At 59.8% G+C, this 16,485-nt stretch carries 19 protein-coding genes; 18 read left to right on the forward strand and 1 reads right to left on the reverse strand.

Translation table 11 applies throughout. From position 1 onward, the window contains the following. Window positions 1-34: 34 nt before the first annotated feature. Complete coding sequence (locus ACRZ95_RS07105) at window positions 35-379, forward strand: hypothetical protein (RefSeq protein WP_170677023.1); 345 nt, start codon at window positions 35-37, stop codon at window positions 377-379. Window positions 380-475: 96 nt separating this feature from the next. On the opposite strand, the gene ACRZ95_RS07110 is transcribed toward ACRZ95_RS07105, so the two are convergent. Then, window positions 476-691 carry a DUF1127 domain-containing protein gene (locus tag ACRZ95_RS07110; RefSeq protein ID WP_170677025.1) on the reverse strand — a complete coding sequence of 72 codons (216 nt, stop codon included), beginning with the start codon at window positions 689-691 and terminating at the stop codon, window positions 476-478. A gap of 332 nt (window positions 692-1,023) precedes the next feature. Here ACRZ95_RS07110 and ruvC point away from each other — a divergent pair, with 332 nt between their 5' ends. The 17 genes from ruvC (at window position 1,024) to folD (ending at window position 16,480) form a co-directional block, all read left to right on the forward strand. Next, window positions 1,024-1,521, forward strand: coding sequence for a crossover junction endodeoxyribonuclease RuvC (gene ruvC, locus ACRZ95_RS07115; protein ID WP_170677027.1), 498 nt, complete (start codon window positions 1,024-1,026; stop codon window positions 1,519-1,521). Next, complete coding sequence (gene ruvA, locus ACRZ95_RS07120; RefSeq protein WP_170677029.1) at window positions 1,518-2,195, forward strand: Holliday junction branch migration protein RuvA; 678 nt, start codon at window positions 1,518-1,520, stop codon at window positions 2,193-2,195. The genes ruvC and ruvA overlap by 4 nt, the downstream gene beginning before the upstream one ends. Window positions 2,196-2,199: 4 nt before the next feature. Next, a complete protein-coding gene (gene ruvB / locus ACRZ95_RS07125; protein WP_170677031.1) occupies window positions 2,200-3,219 on the forward strand; it encodes a Holliday junction branch migration DNA helicase RuvB in 1,020 nt (339 codons plus the stop codon). A 63-nt stretch (window positions 3,220-3,282) separates the two neighbouring features. Beyond that, window positions 3,283-3,906: a hypothetical protein gene (locus ACRZ95_RS07130; protein WP_170677033.1), complete on the forward strand. Its 624-nt coding sequence runs from the start codon at window positions 3,283-3,285 to the stop codon at window positions 3,904-3,906. Next, complete coding sequence (gene ybgC / locus ACRZ95_RS07135; RefSeq protein ID WP_170472006.1) at window positions 3,903-4,286, forward strand: tol-pal system-associated acyl-CoA thioesterase; 384 nt, start codon at window positions 3,903-3,905, stop codon at window positions 4,284-4,286. The genes ACRZ95_RS07130 and ybgC overlap by 4 nt, the downstream gene beginning before the upstream one ends. Window positions 4,287-4,393: 107 nt before the next feature. Continuing rightward, on the forward strand, window positions 4,394-5,089 hold the full coding sequence (tolQ, locus tag ACRZ95_RS07140) for a protein TolQ (protein WP_170377803.1): 696 nt from the start codon (window positions 4,394-4,396) through the stop codon (window positions 5,087-5,089). Window positions 5,090-5,091: 2 nt separating this feature from the next. Continuing rightward, window positions 5,092-5,562 (forward strand): protein TolR, encoded by a 471-nt coding sequence (gene tolR, locus ACRZ95_RS07145; protein ID WP_170472004.1) that lies wholly within the window; start codon window positions 5,092-5,094, stop codon window positions 5,560-5,562. Between the two features lie 15 nt (window positions 5,563-5,577). After that, a complete protein-coding gene (locus ACRZ95_RS07150) occupies window positions 5,578-6,681 on the forward strand; it encodes an energy transducer TonB (protein WP_170677035.1) in 1,104 nt (367 codons plus the stop codon). Continuing rightward, on the forward strand, window positions 6,678-7,997 hold the full coding sequence (tolB, locus tag ACRZ95_RS07155) for a Tol-Pal system beta propeller repeat protein TolB (RefSeq protein ID WP_170677037.1): 1,320 nt from the start codon (window positions 6,678-6,680) through the stop codon (window positions 7,995-7,997). Before ACRZ95_RS07150 ends, tolB begins: the two co-directional genes overlap by 4 nt. 84 nt (window positions 7,998-8,081) lie before the next feature. After that, window positions 8,082-8,588 (forward strand): peptidoglycan-associated lipoprotein Pal, encoded by a 507-nt coding sequence (gene pal, locus ACRZ95_RS07160; RefSeq protein ID WP_170462258.1) that lies wholly within the window; start codon window positions 8,082-8,084, stop codon window positions 8,586-8,588. A 4-nt stretch (window positions 8,589-8,592) separates the two neighbouring features. Beyond that, window positions 8,593-9,417 (forward strand): tol-pal system protein YbgF, encoded by an 825-nt coding sequence (gene ybgF, locus ACRZ95_RS07165; RefSeq protein ID WP_170677039.1) that lies wholly within the window; start codon window positions 8,593-8,595, stop codon window positions 9,415-9,417. Next, window positions 9,408-10,667 (forward strand): tRNA lysidine(34) synthetase TilS, encoded by a 1,260-nt coding sequence (gene tilS, locus ACRZ95_RS07170; RefSeq protein ID WP_480554729.1) that lies wholly within the window; start codon window positions 9,408-9,410, stop codon window positions 10,665-10,667. The genes ybgF and tilS overlap by 10 nt, the downstream gene beginning before the upstream one ends. A 76-nt stretch (window positions 10,668-10,743) precedes the next feature. After that, window positions 10,744-12,660, forward strand: a complete 1,917-nt coding sequence (gene ftsH, locus ACRZ95_RS07175) for an ATP-dependent zinc metalloprotease FtsH (RefSeq protein ID WP_170677043.1) — start codon at window positions 10,744-10,746, stop codon at window positions 12,658-12,660. Between the two features lie 94 nt (window positions 12,661-12,754). After that, entirely contained in the window at window positions 12,755-13,330 is a 576-nt protein-coding gene (locus ACRZ95_RS07180) for an MOSC domain-containing protein (RefSeq protein ID WP_170677300.1), read from the forward strand. Between the two features lie 165 nt (window positions 13,331-13,495). Beyond that, complete coding sequence (locus ACRZ95_RS07185; protein WP_170471992.1) at window positions 13,496-15,172, forward strand: formate--tetrahydrofolate ligase; 1,677 nt, start codon at window positions 13,496-13,498, stop codon at window positions 15,170-15,172. A gap of 60 nt (window positions 15,173-15,232) precedes the next feature. Continuing rightward, window positions 15,233-15,538: a chorismate mutase gene (locus tag ACRZ95_RS07190; protein WP_170471991.1), complete on the forward strand. Its 306-nt coding sequence runs from the start codon at window positions 15,233-15,235 to the stop codon at window positions 15,536-15,538. Between the two features lie 51 nt (window positions 15,539-15,589). Next, window positions 15,590-16,480, forward strand: coding sequence for a bifunctional methylenetetrahydrofolate dehydrogenase/methenyltetrahydrofolate cyclohydrolase FolD (folD, locus tag ACRZ95_RS07195; RefSeq protein ID WP_170677045.1), 891 nt, complete (start codon window positions 15,590-15,592; stop codon window positions 16,478-16,480). Window positions 16,481-16,485: the final 5 nt, after the last annotated feature.

The raw sequence follows: 16,485 nt of genomic DNA on the forward strand, positions 1-16,485 counted from the left end.
CATTTTGATGGGGGGCGGTTTTGTGGAGGCTGCCATGGCGGGAAAACAACTGGAATTTGATCAGCGCGTTCAGCGTCTGAACAAGAAGCACTCGAAACTCAGCAAAGGCTATCGCGCAACGATGCGCAAAGATGGTCTGGTGGTGATGAAGCCGCAAAGGGTCCGCTCAGCGGTTCCGGCTAAAGTATTGGTGTTTACAATTCTTGCGGTTTTCGGCTTCAAGGCGTTTCTTTTGTCCAGCCTCGGTCCCTCAGGATATCAATACCGCATCGACAGCTTGAAAGAAGGCACCCAAGTCGAACAGGCAGGCGCTTGGATCATGCAGATCGACCCGGTTTCACAGTTCCTCTCGGTTCAGCTCAACAAAGTTCTCTATTAAGCACAAGCTGAAACAGAAAACACCGCGGCCTTTCGGCTCGCGGTGTTTCTTTGCGCCCCACAGGGAGGAGAAAGGGCGTATAGCGAGGGGGTCGTCTTACCGGCGGCCTTCGGCGATGACGTCGATGTCGCCGCGGCACAGGCCGATATCATCCAGTTCGCGGTCGCTCAGACCGGTCAGCACGTTGCGTGTTACGCGGGCGTCATTCCAATCGCCGGCGGCATGTGCAACCGATGTGAAAAATGTGCCGATACGGCCAACGAGGCCGAATGAGCCAGTGGTGGCGATGCGGGTCGAGTCCAGTGCGGCCATATCCTGTTTCCTTCTGGTTTGTGTGAACATTTGATCTTGCGATCTGAGCGGCATCTAGTGTCGAAGATTTGCCCGCGCAATAGCATTTTTTGCATGTGTCCTATGCAGTTTTTGCAACGCTTGCCAAATCTGTAAGCACCTTAAAAACATGGTTAAATTGGGTTCATATAAGTGTCGATTTCAGACTTTTCGAAGTCGCAAACCGTCCTTTGTGTCGCGCACGGGATGGCGGTGTCGTTTTCAGACTTAGGGTCAATTCGCTTGGAAAATGTTCACGCTTCGTGCTATCCGTTGAAAAAAGATCACAAAACCCGAGCGGGCTGAGGCGAAGCATGCGAATTCTGGGCATTGATCCGGGGCTTAGGACCCTGGGATGGGGCGTCATCGAATCAAATGGCAGCCGGTTGAGCCACGTTTCGAACGGTTTGTGCAAATCTGACGGGGATGATCTGGGCGAGCGGCTGCTGTCTCTGTACAATCAGATTGTCGAGGTCATCGCCGAATACAGGCCCGACCAAGCTGCGATCGAGCAGACTTTCGTGAACAAGGATGGTGCCGGGACGCTCAAACTGGGTCAGGCGCGAGGTGTTGCATTGCTGACGCTGGCGCAGGCCGGGCTGCCGGTGGGGGAATATGCTCCGAACCGGGTCAAAAAAACCGTCGTTGGCGTTGGGCATGCCGAGAAAGAGCAGGTCCTGCACATGGTCAAGCTGCAGCTGCCAGGGTGTTTGCCCAAGGGTGCGGACGCGGCGGATGCATTGGCGATCGCGATCTGTCATGCGTATTACGGCAAGACACAGCAGCCGCGTGTGAAAGAGGTGAGGGCATGATCGGTAAACTGACAGGGCGTCTAGATTATCGCGCCGCAGATCACATCCTGATCGACGTGCGGGGCGTGGGTTATATCGTCTATTGCTCGGACAGGACCATGGCTGCGTTGCCAGGCGTGGGTGAGGCTGTCTCGATCTATACTGACATGGTCGTGCGTGAAGATCTGATGCAGCTTTATGGTTTTCTCTCCCTGATCGAGAAGGAATGGCATCGACTGCTGTGTTCGGTTCAGGGCGTCGGGGCCAAGGTCTCGCTGGCTATTCTCAGCGCGTTGGGGTCGGATGGGGTAAGCCGCGCGATTGCTCTGGGCGATTGGGGCGCGGTGAAGGCTGCCAAGGGGGTCGGTCCGAAGACCGCTCAGCGCATCGTGCTGGACCTTAAGGACAAGGCGCCGGGAGTAATGGCGATGGGCGGCACCGTGACCGAGGCGATGGACGGCCCAGCGTTGGAGGTTGTTGAGACCGTCGAGCCGCAATCAGCGCCGAAGCGGACCGCGAAACCGGCCTCGGGATCGGCGGCGGCCTCTGCGGGGGCGTTGTCGGCTTTGTCGAATTTGGGATATGGCCCATCCGAGGCGGCCTCAGCCGTGGCGGAGGCGGCGGCCAATCTGCCCGACGCGGGTGAGGCTGAATTGATCCGCGCGGCGCTCAAGCTGCTGGCTCCGAAAGGGTGATTGAATGGTAGATGCCAATCCCACGCTGCGGCCTGACCCTCTGCCCGAGGACAATGACCGCGCCCTTCGTCCGCAAGGGCTGGATGAGTTCATTGGTCAGGCCGAGGCGCGTGCAAACCTGCGCATCTTCATCCAATCCGCCAAGCAGCGCGGCGAGGCGATGGATCATACCCTGTTCCATGGTCCTCCGGGTTTGGGGAAAACCACGCTGGCGCAAATCATGGCGCGCGAGTTGGGGGTGAATTTCCGTATGACCTCTGGTCCGGTTCTGGCCAAGGCGGGCGACCTAGCGGCGATCCTGACCAATCTGGAAGCGCGGGATGTGTTGTTTATCGATGAAATCCATCGCTTGAACCCGGCGGTCGAGGAAGTTCTCTATCCCGCGATGGAGGATTTTGAACTCGATCTGGTAATAGGCGAAGGTCCAGCTGCCCGTACCGTTCGGATCGAGTTGCAGCCGTTTACGCTGGTTGGAGCCACCACGCGGATGGGTCTGCTGACCACGCCGCTGCGCGACCGTTTTGGTATCCCGACCCGGTTGCAGTTCTACACGGTCGATGAATTGCACGAGATCGTCACCCGCAACGCCCGCAAGCTGGGCGCGCCATCAGACGACGACGGCGCGCGCGAGATAGCGCGGCGGTCGCGCGGCACGCCCCGGATCGCAGGGCGGCTGCTGCGGCGTGTGGTGGATTTCGCGATCGTCGAAGGCGACGGGCGGATTACGCGTGAATTGGCCGATGGGGCGCTGACCCGATTGGGCGTCGATCATCTCGGGTTGGATGGCGCAGACCGCCGGTATCTGAAACTGGTCGCCGAGAACTATGGCGGTGGTCCGGTTGGGATTGAGACGATGTCGGCGGCCTTGTCGGAAAGCCGAGACTCGCTTGAGGAAGTGATCGAACCATATTTGCTGCAGCAGGGACTGATCCAACGCACGCCGCGCGGGCGGATGTTGGCGCAGAAGGCGTGGACGCATTTGGGCATGGCTGCACCAAAGGGTCAGAGCGATCTGTTTGGTTGAAGGCATCACCCAGAAATTTTAAGTCTTCGGTGAGAGCATTGTTAAAATGATGAAAGGCTGGGCGTGACACCGGACGAGATCGAGGCGCTGTTTACGCGCGAAAGCGGAGAGTTCCTGTTTGCGCGGTGGGGTCGTCCCATTGTACCGATCGTTTTCGGTGTCGAGGATGAGACGCTGGCAACCGTCAAAGGCGCGTTCGAGGCCGTGGTGACGCTGGCCGGTCACAAGATGGCCGAAACGGACCCAGAGCTGGGCGCCAATTGCATGGTCTTTTTCTTCCGCGACTGGCAGGAGTTGCTGGAGGTTCCGGATCTGGATCGTCTTGTCCCCGATCTTGCGCCTTTGGTTGAGCGTCTGGTGGCAGCGGATGCCAATCAATACCGCATCTTCCGGTTCGAAGAAGACGGCGCGATCCGCGCGGCCTTTGTGTTTCTGCGCGTGGATAAAGAGCTGTCCAAAGTCCCGGCCGAGACTCTGGCGCTCAGTCAAGTGGTGCAGACCATTCTGCTCTGGTCGGATACGGCGTTTCGAAAGCAATCGCCTCTGGCTGTGGCGGGTGAGGCGACGATCCTGCGCCCGGATATTGCGGGCCTGATCCGGGCCGCTTACGATCCGATTTTGCCGGGGTCGGCGCAGGATGCCTCGTACGCGCTTCGCCTGTTTGCCCGGTTGGAGCTGCCGCAATGAAGCACATCTTTCCAGTTCGCGTTTACTATGAGGACACCGACATGGGCGGGGTCGTCTATCACGCGAACTACCTGCGCTACATCGAACGTGCGCGCTCGGACTGGGTGCGCCGTTTGGGCAATGACCAGAACGCCATGCGGGATGAGGGGATCGTCTGGGTCGTACGGCGGGTCGAGGCGGACTACCTGTCACCCGCCAAGTTTGACGACGAATTGATCGTCGAAACTGAAGTGACCGAGATTTCCGGCGTGCGCCTGACCATGGCGCAGCTTGTGAAACGGGGTGAGACCGATATTTTCCGCGCTTCGGTCACGGCGGTTTGCATCAACAAAGACGGCAAACCAATCCGCCTTCCGGCAGAGATTCGCGCATTGATGTAACATTTTCGCAGCCGGGGGTGGTTCTGTTGGCTTTTCAACCCCAACTGCGTTAGCGTTTGGCAAAACAAGGCCAAACAAACGGCCATCAGGCAAAAAAGAGCAGGTTCATGGAAGCTGAAACGCTGGCGCTGGCGCAGGAGATCGATTTCTCCATGTGGGGGTTGTATGCCCGCGCGACCTTTATCGTAAAATTGGTGATGCTAATGCTGATCGCGGCGTCGATCTGGTCTTGGGGCATCATCATCCAGAAGCTCATCAACTACCGTGCGGCTCGGCGTGAGGCGCAGAAATTTGATGAGAGCTTCTGGTCTGGCAACCCGCTCGATGAGTTGTTTGAGCAGATCGGCTCGCAGCCCGATGGCAGTTCTGAGAAGATCTTTGCGGCAGGTATGATCGAATGGCGCAGGTCGCATCGCACGGATGGCGGTTTGATCGCCGGGGCGACGGCTCGGATCGACCGGTCCATGGATGTGGCAATCGCGAAAGAAGCGGAGACACTGCAGAAAGGTCTGCCGATCTTGGCGACTGTCGGCTCAACCGCTCCGTTCATTGGTCTGTTTGGTACGGTCTGGGGCATCATGAACGCCTTTATCGAGATTGCCGAGCAGCAGAATACCAACCTCGCCGTTGTGGCCCCCGGCATTGCCGAAGCTTTGCTGGCAACTGGTCTTGGCCTGCTGGCCGCGATCCCAGCTGTGATTTTCTACAACAAGCTCAGCGCCGATAGTGACCGAATCGTCGGAGGCTATGAGGCCTTTGCCGATGAATTCGCCACCATCTTGTCGCGCCAGTTGGACAGCTAACCATGGGGGCCGCGGTTCAGCAAAGCTCGGGCGGGAACGGACGTAGGCGCGGACGGCGGCGTGGTCGCGCCCAGCCGATGGCTGAGATCAACGTCACGCCGTTTGTCGACGTCATGCTGGTGCTGTTGATCATCTTCATGGTCGCAGCGCCTCTGCTGACCGTTGGTGTGCCGGTTGACCTGCCCAAGACTGCCGCAAGCGCCTTGCCCGGCGATAGTGAGGAACCGCTGACCGTCACGCTGACCGCCGATGGCCGTATTCAGATCCAGACTACGGATATCGCGCGCGAAGAGCTGATCGGACGTTTGCGCGCCATAGCGGCTGAGCGCAGCAGTGACCGTGTCTTCCTGCGGGCGGATGGGGCGATCCCCTACGCGCAGGTGATGCAGGTGATGGGCGCGTTGAATGCGGGCGGGTTTTCGAATGTGGGTCTGGTGACGGATACCGGCGGGCCGACGCTGGACGATGGGTAAAGGTGGGGTCGCGCGGTGGATACCGGCACCAAGATTTCAGCGATTGCGCATGTCAGCCTGATCGGCTGGGCGTTGTTCGGCGGCACCTTCCGATCCGAGCCGCTGCCGACACAAGTGCAGGATGTTTCCGTGATTTCGGCTGAGCAATTCGCAGCGCTCACGGCGCAGCGCGATGCGCCTGAGTTGCCGGAGTCGCCGGGTACTCTGGAACAACCCGACGCGCCGGAACCTGAGGTCAGCACCCCCGAGGTGACACCGGAAGAACAACCACGTCCTGAACCGGTGACGCCCGCAGAGCCGGAGCCTGAGACTGTCCCCGAAACGGTCGAGGTTCCGCCCGAGCCTGAGCTACCCGAAGAACCTCCGACATTGACGGAACCGGAAACGGCCGCCTTGCCGGTGCCGCCGGGACCTGAAGCGCAACCCAGCCCGGCTGAGCGTGTCGCCCCAGAGGCCATCGCGCCGCCTCCGCCCGAGGCTGAACCGGCCGAGGTGGAAACGCCCCCGGTCTCACTGGATGAAGGCGCTGAGACGCAGCAAGAGCAACAAGATCAGACGGCCCCGGAAGAAGCCGCGCCCGAGATCGTGACTGAGGCCGAAGAGACCAACGAGCCAGCGCCTCTGACCTCGCCGCGTCCGCGTGTGCGGCCCAACCGTCCTGAACCCGCGCCTGAGGTTGCAGAAACCCCCGAACCGGCCCCGGAAAAGCCCACGCCAACGCCTGCGCCGGACAATAGTGACGCCATCAATGACGCGTTGTCCGAAGCATTGGCGGGTGGAACTGAACCCTCCGGCCCACCGCTCACCAGCGGTGAAAAGGACGCGATGCGCGTTGCGGTCTCGCGTTGCTGGAATGTTGGATCGCTGTCGACCGATGCGCTGAACGTGGTGGTAACGGTTGCGTTCTCACTCAATCGAGATGGCACGATTATCAGCGAGAGTATTCGTTTGCTGAATAGCTCTGGCGGCGCTTCGGGTGCCGAAAATCAAGCCTATCAGGCGGCCCGACGCGCAATTTTGCGCTGTGGCGCGCGTGGATATGATCTGCCTGCTGACAAATACAATCACTGGCAGGATATTGAGATTACATTCAATCCCGAGAGGATGCGGATCAAATGATGAAATTTCTGACCAGCCTCTTTCTTGGGCTGACCCTCGTGTCGGCTCCGGTTTACGCTCAGAACAGCCCCCTGCGGTTGGAAATCGACGAAGGCATCATCGAGCCGATGCCCTTTGCGGTTCCCAACTTCGTGCCCGATGGCCCGGCAGCGACGCAGTACGCCAACGATATCTCGCGTGTCGTCGCAGCGGATCTGACCGGAACGGGGTTATTCCGCGAAATCTCCTCGGACGCGTTTATCAGCCGGGTCAGCAGCTTTGACGCTCCGGTCCAGTTTGCCGATTGGAAAGCGATCAACGCGCAGGCTTTGGTGACAGGGGCGGTGAACGTCTCGGGCAAGCGGCTGACGGTTCGGTTCCGGGTCTGGGATGTGTTCTCGGGACAGGAGCTTGGAAACGGCCTGCAGTTGGCGGGCACCACAGATGGCTGGCGGCGCATGGCGCATAAAGTCGCTGATCAGGTTTACAGCCGGATCACCGGTGAGGGCGCCTATTTCGATAGTCGCGTTGCGTTTGTGTCAGAAAGCGGCCCGAAGAACCAGCGCCTCAAACGGTTGGCTATCATGGATTATGATGGGGCCAATGTTCAGTATATGACGGATAGCGCGGCCATCGTTCTGGCCCCGCGCTTTTCGCCGACTGGCGAGCAACTGCTCTATACCAGCTATGAAAGCGGCAGCCCGCGGATCTACATTCTGGATGTCGGTCGTGTGCAGCGGCGCGAGCTGCAAACGCAGGACGGCACCATGAGCTTTTCTCCGCGTTTTTCGCCGGACGGGCGGTCGATTGTGTATTCGCTGATTCAGGGCGGCAACACCGATCTTTGGCGGATGGATCTGGCCTCAGGCCAAAGCAGCCGCCTGACCAACACGCCTGCGATTGAAACCGCGCCCAGCTATTCGCCGGATGGAAGCCAGATCGTGTTTGAAAGCGACCGCTCGGGCACGCCGCAGCTTTACGTGATGGCGGCAAATGGGGGTGAAGCGACGCGGATCAGCTTTGGTCAGGGGCGGTATGGTACGCCGGTCTGGTCGCCACGCGGTGATTTGATTGCCTTCACCAAGCAGAACAAAGGTCGGTTCCATATCGGCGTGATGCGCACCGATGGCAGCGAGGAGCGCCTGCTGACATCGTCCTTCCTCGACGAAGGCCCGACGTGGTCGCCAAACGGCCGCGTCATCATGTTCACGCGCGAGACGCAGGGCGCAAGTGGACGGGCGACGCTCTATTCCGTGGATATCTCGGGTCGAAACCTGCGCCCCGTGCGCACGCCGGATGGCGGCAGCGACCCGTCCTGGGGGCCATTGCAGAATTGATCGCCGCCACTGCGCGGCAAAGTTCACAAGAAACAGTCGCTGTGATAGACAGGCGGCAACAAACAAAACAACGAGGCACTTGAGATGAACGTATTGGGCAAAATCCTGGCCTTGGGCGCGCTGAGCGTGGTCGCGGCCTGTACCAACAATGATCCTTCGGCTTTGGGTGGCAGCGGCGCTGGTGGTAGCGGCTCGATTGTCGCGGGCTCTCCTAGTGATCCGCGCTCACCCGCCTATTTCCAGCAGACGGTCGGGGATCGTGTCCTGTTCGCGGTCGATCAATCCACCCTATCGCCGCAGGCACAGACGGTGCTGCAAGGGCAGGCGGAATGGCTGCTGGCCAACCCGGATTACGTGGCAACCATCGAAGGTCACGCGGATGAGCAGGGCACGCGTGAGTACAACCTTGCGCTGGGCGCACGTCGGGCCAATGCGGCGCGTGAATACCTGATTTCGCGTGGGGTCGCAGGCAATCGTCTGACGACGGTCAGCTTCGGCAAAGAACGCCCGATCGAGATTTGCAGCACCGAAGATTGCTATTCCAAAAACCGCCGCGCGGTGACGGTGCTGACCGGTTCAACCTTGGGGTAAGACGATGAGAGTTGCAGGATGGGTTCTGGCCGCAGTTGTGGCAACAGCGGGCGTGGCGCAAGCACAGGATCAGCAGACCCTGGCGGATATCCGGCAGGAGCTGACGGTGCTTCATGTCGAGATACAGCGCCTTAAGCGTGAGTTTTCGACCACCGGCTCTCCCGCGCCGAACCTGTCCGGAAGCTCGATCCTTGAACGGGTCGATGCGATAGAGGCCGAGCTGCAGCGCCTGACCCGTCAGACCGAGCAACTGAACCAGCGTGTCCAGAACATCGTGACCGACGGCACCAACCGGATCGGCGATCTTGAGTTCCGTCTGGTTGAGCTGGAAGGCGGCGATCTATCGACACTGGGTGAGACCTCGACTTTGGGTGGTGAAGGGGAATCCACCGCTGCGGTAACACCCGCGCCGACGGAGCCGAACACTTCGGACCAGGGCGAGCTGGCCGTTGGCGAGCGAGCGGATTTTGACGATGCGTCGCAGGCGCTGGCCGATGGTGATTTCCAGACTGCTGCCACGATGTTCGCACAATTTGACACTTCATATCCCGGTAGCCCGCTTGCACCCGAGGCGCATTTGAACCGCGGTAAAGCGCTCGAAGGGCTCGGGGATACGCGCGAGGCCGCGCGTGCATTCCTCGCCAGCTTCACCGGAGATTCCGAAGGTGCCGTGGCGCCCGAAGCTCTGTTCGAACTTGGCGCAGCTTTGGGCCGTTTGGGCCAGACCGATCAAGCCTGCATCACCTTGTCCGAGGTTGGCGTGCGCTTCCCTTCCTCGGGTCAAGCCTCAAGTGCGGTGCAGGAAATGGCCTCCTTGGGGTGTTCTTGACCCCGCCACTCGACACACTGACATCCGACCTGCGCGCCCGGTTGCCTGAACGTTTGCCGGAGCGTCTGGGCATCGCGGTCTCGGGCGGAGGGGACTCGGTTGCCCTGATGCACCTTTTGCACCGTATTGCGTCGGATGAGGGGGGGGAACTATTCGCCGCCACGGTCGACCACGGTTTACGCGCTGAGTCCGCGGATGAGGCCCGAACGGTTGCAAAACAGGCCGCCGCGTTGGGTATCCCCCACGACACTTTGCGTTGGCAGGGCTGGGATGGTGCAGGCAACCTGCAGGATCAGGCTCGGCAGGCGCGGTATGCCATGCTGACCGATTGGGCGAAGCGCAACGACATAAAAGCGATTGCGTTGGGCCATACGGCGGATGATCAGGCCGAAACGCTTCTGATGCGACTGGCCCGTTCAGCCGGCGTCACGGGGTTGTCGGGTATGCCAAGCGCTCGGACCCGCGATGGGATCGACCTGTTGCGCCCCATGCTGGGGATCACTCGGGACCGGCTGCGGGCCTATTTGATCGAGATTGGCACGCATTGGGTCGAGGACCCCTCGAATCAGGATACCAGCTTTGATCGGATCAAGGCGCGGCAAGCCGTGTCGGATTTAAAGCCGCTTGGTATTTCGGCCGAAACCCTGACGCGCGTCGCCGACAACCTTACACAAGCGCGTGAGGCGTTGGAACGTTATGCGCAGGACTCCGCCCAACGGGTTGCTACGGTCGATGCCGGGTCCGTTGTGCTGGATCGCGATTGCTTTGCCGCGCTGCCCGAAGAAATCCGCCGCAGGGTTCTGGTTGGCGCAGTGGCGTGGATCGCAGGGGCGGGTTACCCGCCGCGCCAATCAGCAGTGGATCAGGCCTTGCAGGCCATTCTGAACGGAGATTCTGGTGCAATTGGGGGCTGTTTGCTGTTTTCTCAGGCAGAAAAACAGTGGATCTGCAGGGAATTCAACGCGGTTGATGGCCTGACCGCGAAAATCACGGGTACATGGGACGCGCGATGGGTGCTGTCCGGCCCCGATATTCCGGGCGCTGAGATTCGGGCACTTGGTGAAAACGGCTTGCAGATGTTGCCCGACTGGCGCGCCACCGGGCGTCCACGGCTTGCTTTGCAAGCGTCCCCAGCGGTTTGGAGGGGCGACATTCTTGAGGCCGCACCCCTAGCCGGATTCGCCAATGGCTGGCGCGCTGATCTGGTCCCTGATTGGCCTGAGTTTCACGCATCTTTTTTATCGCATTGAACCTCAGCCAATCCTCTCTATTTTAAGAAGCAACCCGGCAGGTCCTTGTCTGCCGAAATCTTTTAGGAGAATTTCCTTGGGCAACGCTCGTAATATCGCCTTCTGGGTCGTTCTGTTCCTGCTGATCCTTGCACTGTTCAACTTGTTCAGCGGACCTGGCGGGACACTTCAGGGCAATGAACGCACCTATTCCGACTTTGTCAGCGCCGTTCAAAGCGGTGAGGTCAAGAACGTCACGCTGGATGGTGAGCAAATTCGCTACACCACACAAAGCGGCGCGAATTACACCACAATCAAACCCGGCGACGCCGAGGTCACGAAACTGCTGATCGATGAACAGATCCCGGTCGAAGCGGTCAAGCAGCAGCAATCAGGCTTCCAGTCGTTCCTGATCACTCTGCTGCCCTTCCTGCTGCTGATCGGTGTCTGGGTCTATTTCATGAACCGGATGCAGGGCGGCGGCAAAGGCGGCGCGATGGGCTTTGGCAAGTCCAAGGCCAAGATGCTGACCGAAAAGCACGGCCGCGTGACCTTTGATGACGTTGCTGGCATCGACGAAGCCAAGGAAGAGCTGGAAGAGATCGTTGAATTCCTGCGCAACCCGCAGAAATTCAGCCGTCTGGGTGGCAAGATCCCAAAAGGTGCGTTGCTGGTTGGCCCTCCGGGTACCGGTAAAACGCTTCTGGCCCGTGCGATTGCGGGTGAGGCGGGTGTGCCGTTCTTCACCATCTCAGGCTCTGACTTCGTTGAAATGTTCGTGGGTGTCGGTGCGAGCCGTGTCCGCGACATGTTCGAGCAAGCCAAGAAGAACGCGCCTTGTATTGTGTTCATCGACGAAATCGACGCTGTTGGTCGCCATCGTGGTGCCGGCTATGGCGGTGGTAACGATGAGCGCGAACAGACCCTCAACCAGTTGCTGGTCGAGATGGACGGTTTTGAGGCCAATGAAGGTGTGATCATTCTGGCCGCGACCAACCGTAAAGACGTTCTGGACCCGGCTCTGCTGCGTCCCGGACGTTTCGACCGGAACGTGACCGTTGGGAACCCCGACATCAAAGGCCGTGAGAAGATCTTGGGTGTTCACGCGCGCAAGACGCCTCTGGGCCCTGATGTTGACCTGCGCATCATCGCGCGCGGTACTCCGGGCTTCTCGGGTGCGGATCTGGCAAACCTCGTGAACGAGGCCGCGCTGATGGCCGCCCGTGTGGGCCGCCGCTTTGTCACCATGGAGGACTTCGAGAACGCCAAGGACAAGGTGATGATGGGGGCTGAGCGCCGCTCGATGGTGCTGACCCAGGATCAGAAGGAAAAGACCGCGTATCACGAGGCCGGCCACGCCGTTGTTGGTCTGGAACTGCCGATGTGCGACCCAGTTTACAAGGCAACGATCATTCCGCGCGGTGGCGCGCTAGGTATGGTTGTCTCTCTACCGGAGATGGATCGCCTGAACTATCACCGTGATGAGTGTGAGCAGAAGCTGGCCATGACCATGGCGGGCAAGGCGGCCGAAGTCATCAAATATGGCGAAGACCATGTCTCGAACGGCCCGGCGGGTGACATCATGCAGGCGAGCCAGTTGGCGCGCGCGATGGTGATGCGCTGGGGTATGTCGGACAAGGTCGGCAATATCGACTACGCCGAAGCCCATGAAGGCTACTCGGGCAACACTGCTGGTTTCTCGGTCTCGGCCCATACCAAAGAGCTGATCGAGGAAGAGGTGAAGCGCCTGATTCAGCAGGGCTATGAGCGCGCTCACCAGATCCTGACCGACAAGAGTGAGGAATGGGAGCGTCTGGCGCAGGGCCTGTTGGAATACGAAACCCTCACCGGCGACGAGATCAAGCGTGTCATGAACGGGGATGCGCCGACCGAAGGCGATGACGAGGGCGACAGCCCGGATCAGGGCAGCGCGCTCAGCGTCACGGCTATTCCCAAGACCAAACCCAAGAAATCTCCGCCCGAAGGTGGGATGGAGCCGGAGCCAACCGCTTAAACATATAAACCCGAGGTCCAGACCTCGGGTTTTTTCTTTTCATCCACCAACTGCTGGTCATTATGCGGGCAAATGGATGAAGAAGGAAAACCCCATGCCGTTCCTGCGTGAAACCGAATACTCTGCCGAGGTCGTCTGGTTGGGGCGCGTCCCGGCCGGTCAGTCGCTGCGCGCTCAGCCCGTTGAGACGTTGGAGTTTGGCTTTGAAGGGGTGCAGGGCGAACGGCACGAGGGGCTCAACCGTGCTTCATGTGTGCGTGTCAGCAATGTCTACCCGAAAGGCACCGAGATTCGGAATGTCCGTCAGGTGTCGATTCTGTCAGCCGAGGAGCTGTCCGAGATTGCCGCCGCGATGGAGATGGACCATCTTGATCCGTCCTATTTGGGGGCCTCGATCGTGTTGAATGGCATCCCTGACTTTTCTCATATCCCGCCGTCCTCGCGCCTGCGGTCCGAGGCGGGTTTGACGATTACAGTGGATATGGAAAACGCACCTTGTGTCCTGCCCGGACGTGAGATCGAGGCGGATCACAGCGGCTACGGTGCCGCCTTCAAACCGGCCGCGCAGGGGCAGCGGGGGGTCACCGGCTGGGTCGAGCGGCCGGGGGACCTGCATATCGGCGATCGTTTGCAGCTGTTTGTTCCCGATCAGCCGCTCTGGCAGCCATAGCGCTCATTCGTTTCCGATTGGAAACGCTTGAAATTAAGCGACGCCGTTTCGCGGCACGAATATGTCGGAATCCTTAGCCACTGCTTGGGTATGCAACTGTATGGGTTTCACAGCACCGACGCGCCGCGTCGGTTTTGCACGGCATTCAATCAGGGACCCTGCCCAATGAGCTACAAATCTGACATCGAAATCGCGCGCGAAGCGAACAAAAAGCCGATTCAGGAAATCGGCGCAAAGATCGGCATCGAATCCGCCGATCTGCTGCCTTACGGCCACGACAAAGCGAAGGTCAGCCAGGACTTCATAAACTCGGTCCAGGACCGCGAAGATGGCAAGCTGATCCTGGTCACCGCGATCAACCCGACCCCTGCGGGTGAAGGCAAGACCACCACCACCGTGGGTCTGGGCGATGGCCTGAACCGCATCGGCAAAAACGCGATGATCTGTATACGTGAAGCTTCGCTTGGCCCGAACTTCGGCATGAAGGGCGGCGCTGCAGGTGGTGGTTACGCTCAGGTTGTTCCGATGGAAGAAATGAACCTGCACTTCACAGGTGACTTCCACGCGATTACTTCGGCGCACTCGCTACTGTCGGCGATGATCGACAACCATATCTACTGGGGCAACGAAGCTGAGATCGATGTTCGCCGCGTTGCATGGCGTCGTGTGGTCGACATGAACGACCGCGCTCTGCGTCAGATCACGGCCTCTCTGGGTGGCGTGTCGAACGGCTTCCCGCGTGAAGCAGGCTTTGACATCACCGTTGCGTCCGAAGTTATGGCGATCCTCTGTCTGGCAAACGACCTGAAAGACCTGGAAAAGCGTCTGGGCGACATCATCGTTGCTTACCGCCGCGACAAGACCCCGGTCTACTGCCGCGACATCAAGGCAGAAGGCGCAATGACCGTTCTGCTGAAGGACGCCATGCAGCCGAACCTGGTGCAGACGCTGGAAAACAACCCGGCCTTCGTCCACGGCGGCCCGTTCGCAAACATCGCGCACGGCTGTAACTCGGTCATCGCGACCAAAACCGCGCTGAAAGTTGCTGACTATGTCGTGACCGAAGCGGGCTTTGGTGCTGACCTGGGTGCCGAGAAATTCATGAACATCAAGTGCCGCAAAGCCGGCATCGCACCGTCGGCCGTTGTTCTGGTTGCCACCGTGCGCGCTATGAAGATGAACGGCGGCGTTGCCAAAGCCGATCTGGGTGCCGAAAACGTCGACGCGGTTCAGTCTGGCTGTGCCAACCTCGGCCGTCACATCGAGAACGTGAAGTCCTTCGGTGTGCCGGTTGTTGTCGCGATCAACCACTTTGTCACCGACACCGACGCCGAAGTTGAAGCGGTCAAGAGCTACTGCGCCGATCACGGTGTTGAGGCGGTTCTGTCGCGTCACTGGGAACTTGGCTCAGAAGGCTCGGCGCCTCTGGCTGAGAAAGTTGTTGAAATCGTTGAAGGTGGCACCGCGAACTTCGCGCCGATCTACCCCGACGACATGCCTCTGTTCGAGAAAGTCGAAACCATCGCCAAGCGCATCTACCGCGCGGACGAGGTTCTGGCAGACAACAAGATCCGCAACCAGCTGAAGGAATGGGAAGCCGCCGGATATGGCAACCTGCCAGTCTGCATGGCGAAAACCCAGTACTCCTTCTCGACCGACCCGACCCTGCGTGGCGCACCGACCGGCCACTCGGTTCCGGTACGTGAAGTTCGTCTGTCCGCAGGTGCTGGCTTCATCGTGGTTGTCTGCGGTGAGATCATGACCATGCCGGGTCTGCCGCGCAAACCTGCCGCTGAGACAATCCGTCTCAACGAAGAAGGTCAGATTGAGGGCTTGTTCTAAGCCGATTTTTAAACCATCTCGTGGTCCGGGGATTACACCCCGGGCCATGAGGAGATCACGATGCCCACTCTGACACCGCCGCAAGACTGTGAGACGATGCAGGACTTGCGCGTTCAGATCGACAAGCTGGACCGCCAACTGATCGAGATGTTGGTGACGCGCGCGGGATATATCGATCGCGCCTCGCAGTTGAAGCCAGGCGAAGGCCTTCCGGCCCGAATCCCGGACCGTGTCGAAGAGGTGGTGCAACGTGTGCGCGCAAGCTCGGATCAGTTGGGGATGGACCCGGATCTGGCCGAAAAGCTTTGGCGCATTTTGATTGATTGGTCGATTGCCCGCGAAGAGCGTGTGATTGGACCCGACTGAACACCCGGGCGCTCTGCGCCCGATCCGTTTTTGGAAAGAAGGGATCACAGGATGGTAGCCCAGGTTATCGACGGCAAAGCCTTTGCGGCGAAAGTGCGCGCGCAAGTGGCCGATCAGGTTGCAAAGCTGAAAGAAGAAAACGGCATCACGCCCGGTTTGGCCGTGGTTCTGGTGGGCGAAGACCCTGCAAGCCAGGTTTATGTACGCTCAAAGGGTAAACAGACCGTTGAGGTCGGCATGAACTCCTATGAGCACAAGCTGGACGCCGACACCTCGGAAGAGGACCTGCTGGCGTTGATCGACGAGCTGAACAACGATCCTGCGGTTCACGGTATTCTGGTGCAGCTGCCTCTGCCCAAGCACCTGAACGAAGACCTGGTGATCAACTCGATCGACCCGGCCAAAGACGTCGATGGCTTCCACATCTCGAATGTTGGCCTGCTGGGCACCGGTCAGAAATCGATGGTTCCCTGTACCCCTCTGGGCTGCCTGATGATGCTGCGCGACTATCACGGTTCGCTGTCGGGTATGGATGCGGTTGTGATTGGCCGCTCGAACATCGTGGGTAAGCCGATGGCGCAACTGCTGCTGGGTGACAGCTGCACCGTAACCATAGCGCATTCGCGCACCAAGGACTTGCCGGACGTCGTGCGCCGCGCTGACATCGTTGTGGCCGCCGTAGGCCGCCCTGAGATGGTTCCGGGTGACTGGATCAAAGAAGGCGCGACCGTGATCGACGTTGGCATCAACCGCATTGAGCGTGACGGCAAAAACAAGCTGGTCGGTGACGTCGACTACGCCAGCGCCGCTGAGCGTGCGGGCGCGATCACTCCGGTTCCGGGTGGCGTGGGTCCGATGACCATCGCCTGCCTGCTGGCCAACACTCTGACCGCGTGCTGCCGTGCCAACGGCCTGCCAGAGCCCGAAGGCCTGACAGCCTGATCACT

Source organism: Ruegeria sp. AI3 (assembly GCF_056541245.1).